This is a genomic window from Cupriavidus sp. 10L45, assembly GCF_056395225.1.
Map to the genome: position 1 here is coordinate 460,087 of NZ_JBFTJC010000003.1, position 6,127 is coordinate 466,213.

Genomic DNA, 6,127 nt, shown 5'->3' on the forward strand with positions numbered 1-6,127 from the left:
AGTCATCGCTATCGATGGCTCCCGTGGAGTTTTCCTGTCATGTCCAGTACCCCCGCCCTGATCGCCGCCGAAGGGCCGCGCGACACCATCGACCTGAACATCGCCGACATGACCTGCGCGTCATGCGTGGGCCGGGTGGAGCGTGCGTTGCGCGCGGTGCCCGGCGTCGAGGATGCCCAGGTCAACCTCGCCACCGAGCGCGCCGCCGTCACCGTGCAGCGTGGCGCCGTGGATGCGGCGGCGCTGGCCGATGCCGTCACGCGCGCCGGCTATGCGGCCACGCCGGTTCCGGCGGACGAGGCATCGGTGTCGGCGGAGGCGGGGCATGCCGATTTCTGGTCCGGCCCGTGGCCCGTGGCGATCTCCGCCGCACTGTCCGTGCCGCTGGTGGCGCCGATGGTGCTCGAGTGGTTCGGCATCCACGCGATGCTGCCCGGGTGGGTCCAGTGGCTGCTGGCTACGCCGGTGCAGTTCGTGTTCGGCTGGCGCTTCTACAAGGCCGGCTGGAAGGCCGTGCGCGCCGGGGCCGGCAATATGGACCTGCTCGTGGCGCTCGGCACGTCCGCCGCGTATGGGCTGTCACTGTGGCAGATGGCGATGGCGCACGACGTCATGCCGCACCTCTACTTCGAGAGCGCCGCCGTGGTCATCACGCTGGTGCGGCTCGGCAAGTGGCTGGAGACGCGCGCCAAGCGTCAGACCGCCGCCGCCATCCGCGCGCTGGCCGCGCTGCGGCCGGATACCGCACAGGTGCGTCGGCACGGCGTGGAAGCCACCGTGCCGCTGGCCGCCGTGCGCGTGGGCGACGAAGTCATCGTGCGTCCCGGCGAACGTATTCCGGTGGATGCCGAGGTGATCGAAGGCAGCAGCCATGTCGATGAATCGATGCTGACCGGCGAGTCCGTGCCGGTGCCGAAGCGCGCCGGGGATCGCCTCACCGGTGGCGCGATCAATGCCGAAGGGCTGCTGGTGGCGCGCACCGTGGCGGTGGGCGCGGAGACCGTGCTGGCGCGCATCATCCGCATGGTGGAGCACGCGCAGGCCGCGAAGGCGCCGATCCAGCGGCTGGTGGATCAGGTCAGCGCGGTGTTTGTGCCGGTGGTGCTGGCGCTGGCGGCGGCCACGCTGCTCGGCTGGGGGCTGGTGGGCGGCGACTGGACCGCCGCGATGCTCAACGCGGTGGCCGTGCTCGTCATCGCCTGCCCGTGCGCGCTGGGGCTGGCCACGCCGACCGCGATCATGGCCGGCACGGGCGCCGGCGCGCGCGCGGGCATCCTGATCAAGGATGCGGAGGCGTTGGAGGTGGCGCATCGCGTGTCGGTGGTCGCCTTCGACAAGACTGGCACGCTCACCGTCGGCAAGCCCGATGTGGTGGCGCTGATCGCCACCGATGGGGACGAAGCCGCGCTGCTGGCGCGCCTGGCGGCGCTGCAGTCCGGCAGCGAGCATCCGCTGGCCCGTGCCGTGCTGGCGGCTGCCGCCGCGCGTGGTATCGCGCCCCTGCCGGCGAGCGAGGTGCGTGCGCTGCCGGGGCGTGGCATCGCCGGGGTGGTCGATGGCCAGCCGCTGCAACTGGGCAGCGAGGCGTTGCGCGCCAGCCTGCACGCCGACGCCGGTCCGCTCCAGGCCGAAGCCGAGCGGCTGCGCGCCGAGGGCCGCACGGTGTCCTGGCTGATGGCGGACGGACGCGTGGCGGGTCTCGTCGCGTTCGGCGATGCCGTGAAGCCGGGCGCCGCACCGGCCATCGCACGGCTCCGCGCGGCAGGCATCCGCACCGTGATGCTGACCGGCGACAACCCCGGCGCCGCCGCGCAGGTCGCCCGCGCGCTCGGTCTGGACGAGTTCCAGGCCGAGGTGCTGCCCGAGGACAAGGCCGCGCGCGTGACCGCGCTCAAGCGCGACGGCGCCGCCGTGGTGGCGATGGTCGGCGACGGCATCAACGACGCCCCCGCGCTGGCCGCCGCCGATGTGGGCATCGCCATGTCCACCGGCACCGATGTGGCGATGCACGCCGCCGGCATCACGCTGATGCGCGGCGACCCCGCGCTGGTGGCCGATGCGCTCGCCGTGTCGCACCGCACCGTGCGCAAGATTCGGCAGAATTTGTTCTGGGCGTTCATCTACAACGTGATCGGCATTCCGCTGGCCGCCGCCGGCTTGCTGAACCCGGTGGTCGCGGGCGCGGCCATGGCGTTTTCGAGCGTGAGCGTGGTCGGCAATGCGCTCTTGCTGCGCCGCTGGCATCCGGCGGGTGCTGGGGCGGCGAGTGCCCGATCGACTGATGAGGAATCACGATGAATATCGGAGAAGCCGCAGCGGCCTCTGGCGTCACGGCCAAGATGATCCGCCACTATGAATCGATCGGCCTGGTGGACGCGCCGCCGCGTTCCGAGGGCGGCTACCGGCGCTACGACGACCGCGCGGTGCACACCTTGCGCTTCGTGCGGCGGGCCCGTAATCTGGGATTCTCGCTCGACGAGATTCGCGGGCTGCTGTCGCTCTGGCACGACCGCGCGCGGGCCAGCGCGGACGTCAAGGCGCTGACCCTGAAGCACGTGGCGGATCTCGAAGTGCGCATTGCCGAACTGGCTGCGATGCGAGACACGCTGCGTGCGCTGGCCGAGTCATGCAGCGGCGACGATCGCCCCGACTGCCCGATCCTGGCGGACATGGCGAGCGCCGCCGGCGAGGATTCCAAGGATTGTGCGAGCTGTCACCGCTGACCGCGCGCCGCAAGCATTCCCACAAGAAGAAGCAGGCGTACCAATCAGGAGACCAGCGATGGACGAACCTCTCATCGGCACGGACGACGTGGGCGGCGTGGACGAACGGCCTGGCACCGAAGCCGCCGCACGCCCCAGCATCGCCCCAGCCGAGACCCGCCAGCGCATGCGCGACGGCACCGAGCTGCTGGTGCGCACCTGGCTGCCCGATCCGAACCGCTACCCCGAGCCGCTCGGCACGCTGCTGTTGGTACACGGGCTGGCCGAGCACAGCGGGCGCTACCCGCACGTGGCGGCGCTGCTGTGCGGGCTCGGCCTGCGCGTGCGCGCCTATGATCATCGCGGCCATGGCGCCAGCGGCGGGCCGCGCATGGCCGTGCCGCACGCGGACATCTATGTGGATGACCTCGCCGAGATCCACGACGCCACCGTGCGCCAGTGGAACGAATTGCCGATCGTGCTCGGCCACAGCATGGGCGGGCTCGTGGCGGCGCGGCTGGCCACGGCACGCGTGCGGCCGATTCGCGCGTTGATCCTGTCCTCGCCGGCACTTGCGCTGCGCATCTCCAGCGGCATGATGACCGTGCACCGGCTGCTGCTGGCGCTGGCGCCACAACTGCGCGTGCCGAATCCGATCGACGCGCGGCAGCTGTCGCACGACCCCGAGGTGGCGCGCGCCTATCGCACCGATCCATTGGTGCAGGGCACCATCAGCGCCGGCGTGCTGGAGACGTTCCTCCACGGCATGGCCCAGGCGCAGGCCGACGCGCCCCGGCTCGAGGCGCCCACGCTGATGCTGGTGGGCGGCGCGGACCGGATCGTCGATGCCGCCGGCAGCCGGACCTTCCACGACAACGCGCCCGAGGACCTGCGCGAGATGGTCTGGTTCGGCAACGGTTATCACGAGATCTTCAACGAGGCCGAGCCGCTGCGCAGCGAGGTGTTCGCGGCGCTCTCCGGCTGGCTGCGGGCGCATCTGGGGGCGGCACCCGTGGCGGGGACGGGTGCGGGGGCTCAGGCAAAGCCCTGACGGCGGCAGGGTCCGAGTCGTGCGATGATCCGTGGCATTCCGATAATAAAACCGATGTGCCGGGGCGCATTGAAGGACTAGCCAGGGACTATGGAGACGTACGACTACATCATCGTGGGCGCCGGTTCGGCCGGCTGCGTGCTGGCCAACCGCCTGACGCAGGACGCCGACGTCAACGTGCTGCTGCTGGAGGCGGGCGGCAAGGACGACTATCACTGGATTCATATTCCGGTGGGCTACCTGTACTGCATCGGCAACCCGCGCACGGACTGGATGTACCGCACCGTGGCGGAGCCGGGGCTCAATGGCCGCTCGCTCGGCTACCCGCGCGGGCGCGTGCTCGGCGGCAGCTCGTCCATCAACGGCATGATCTATATGCGCGGCCAGCGCGAGGACTATGACGAGTGGGCGCGCATCGCCGGCGACGACGGCTGGCGCTGGGACAACGTCCTGCCGCTGTTCCGGCGCAGCGAAGACCACTATCGCGGCGCCAACGCCTTCCACGGCGCGGGCGGCGAATGGCGCGTGGAGGCCCAGCGGCTGCGCTGGGACATCCTCGAGCGCTTTATCGACGCGGCCGAGCAGGCCGGCATCCCCCGTACCGACGACTTCAACCGTGGCGACAACTTCGGCGTGGGCTATTTCGAGGTCAACCAGCGGCGCGGCATTCGCTGGAACACGGCCAAGGCCTTCCTGCGACGCGCCTCGGACCGGCCCAACCTGACCATCGTCACCGGGGCGCAGGTCAGCGCGCTGACCTTCGACGGCCCCGACGGGCGCCGCTGCACCGGCGTGCAGTTCGTCGGCGGCGGGGAGAACCGCGAGGCACGCGTTACTGAGGAAGTGATCCTGGCCTCGGGTGCGATCAATTCGCCCCAGCTGCTGGAGCTGTCCGGCATCGGGCAGCCGGAGCGGCTGCAGTCGCTCGGTATCCGCGTGCGGCAGGCGCTGCCGGGCGTGGGCGAGAACCTGCAGGATCACCTGCAGCTGCGCGCGGTGATGAAGGTGGATGGCGTGCGCACGCTGAACACGCGCGTGGCGCGCTGGTGGGGCAAGCTCGGCATCGGCCTCCAGTACGCGTTCAACCAGAGCGGGCCGATGAGCATGGCGCCGTCGCAACTCGGCGCGTTCGCGCGCAGCGACCCCAGCTACACACGGCCGAACCTCGAATACCACGTGCAGCCGCTGTCGCTCGACAAGTTCGGCGATCCGCTCCACGCCTTCAACGCCTTCACGGCCAGCGTGTGCAACCTGCGGCCCAGCTCGCGCGGCAGCGTACATATAGAAGACGCCGATTTCCGGCGCGCACCGGCCATCGCCCCCAACTACCTCGCCACCGAGGAGGACCGCAAGGTGGCGGCCGATTCGCTGCGCCTGACGCGCCGCATCGTCGCCTCCCCGGCGCTGGCGCCGTACAAGCCCCAGGAATGGCTGCCCGGCGCCGCTTTCGAGACGGACGAGCAGTTGGCCGAGGCTGCTGGCGCCATCGGCACGACCATTTTCCACCCGGTGGGCACCTGTCGCATGGGCACCGCCGACGATCCGGACGCCGTGGTGGACAACCGCCTGCGCGTGCGGGGCATCGCCGGCCTGCGCGTGGTGGATGCGTCCGTCATGCCGCTGATCACGTCGGGGAATACCAACTCGCCGACGATCATGATCGCCGAGCGCGCCAGCGACATGATCCGCGAGGATCGCAAGCTGCGCGCCAGTGGCGCCGCCGTGGTGCAGGTGCTTGCTGACACGCCTTCGGGTATTCCCGTGGCGTGATGTGCCGGGTCGGCAGCGGGAGCCCCCAACCCGCCGCCAACCCGCGCCAGCGTTGACCAGACAAGGCGAAACATGACGACTCCTGCATGTCTTATGCCTAGTGCAAACCCCGATGTTTTGCGACGCAGCAGACGCACACAATAGTCGCCGGTATACGGTGCTCCCGCCTGCACTTCAGGGCGGTTGAGCCACCCGGATATCGCGGCAGCCGCGCCGCTTCCAGACACCTATAACGCGGCAAACATGGCGACAAAGCCGGAGTTCGAACCATTGTCAGTGCCGGGCACAACCCGGTATCGCAGCAAGAGGGCGGGCAGGAGACTATGACTCAGGAAATCATCCTGGAAACAAAGAACCTCACGAAGGAATTCAAGGGGTTCACGGCGGTTAGCGACGTCAACCTGCAGGTGCGACGCGGCTCGATCCACGCATTGATCGGCCCCAACGGCGCGGGCAAGACGACCTGCTTCAACCTGCTCACCAAGTTCCTGGAGCCGACCACCGGCACCATCCTTTTCAACGGCATCGACATCACCCGCGAGAAACCGGCGCAGATTGCGCGGCGCGGCGTGATCCGTTCGTTCCAGATTTCCGCCGTGTTCCC

General features: G+C 69.8%; 5 protein-coding genes. All 5 read left to right on the forward strand.

The annotated features are described in order from the left end of the window. Positions 1-39 precede the first annotated feature (39 nt). Positions 40-2,298, forward strand: a complete 2,259-nt coding sequence (locus tag AC1DFU_RS08035; RefSeq protein WP_441591615.1) for a heavy metal translocating P-type ATPase — start codon at positions 40-42, stop codon at positions 2,296-2,298. Further along, positions 2,295-2,723 (forward strand): Cu(I)-responsive transcriptional regulator, encoded by a 429-nt coding sequence (gene cueR, locus AC1DFU_RS08040; RefSeq protein ID WP_092290921.1) that lies wholly within the window; start codon positions 2,295-2,297, stop codon positions 2,721-2,723. The genes AC1DFU_RS08035 and cueR overlap by 4 nt, the downstream gene beginning before the upstream one ends. A 166-nt stretch (positions 2,724-2,889) precedes the next feature. Further along, positions 2,890-3,753: an alpha/beta hydrolase gene (locus tag AC1DFU_RS08045; RefSeq protein WP_441591629.1), complete on the forward strand. Its 864-nt coding sequence runs from the start codon at positions 2,890-2,892 to the stop codon at positions 3,751-3,753. A gap of 90 nt (positions 3,754-3,843) precedes the next feature. Continuing rightward, a complete protein-coding gene (locus tag AC1DFU_RS08050) occupies positions 3,844-5,523 on the forward strand; it encodes a GMC family oxidoreductase (protein ID WP_441591617.1) in 1,680 nt (559 codons plus the stop codon). Positions 5,524-5,846: 323 nt separating this feature from the next. Next, positions 5,847-6,127 (forward strand): ATP-binding cassette domain-containing protein (locus AC1DFU_RS08055; protein WP_441591618.1); only part of this gene is annotated, 281 nt, incomplete at its 3' end.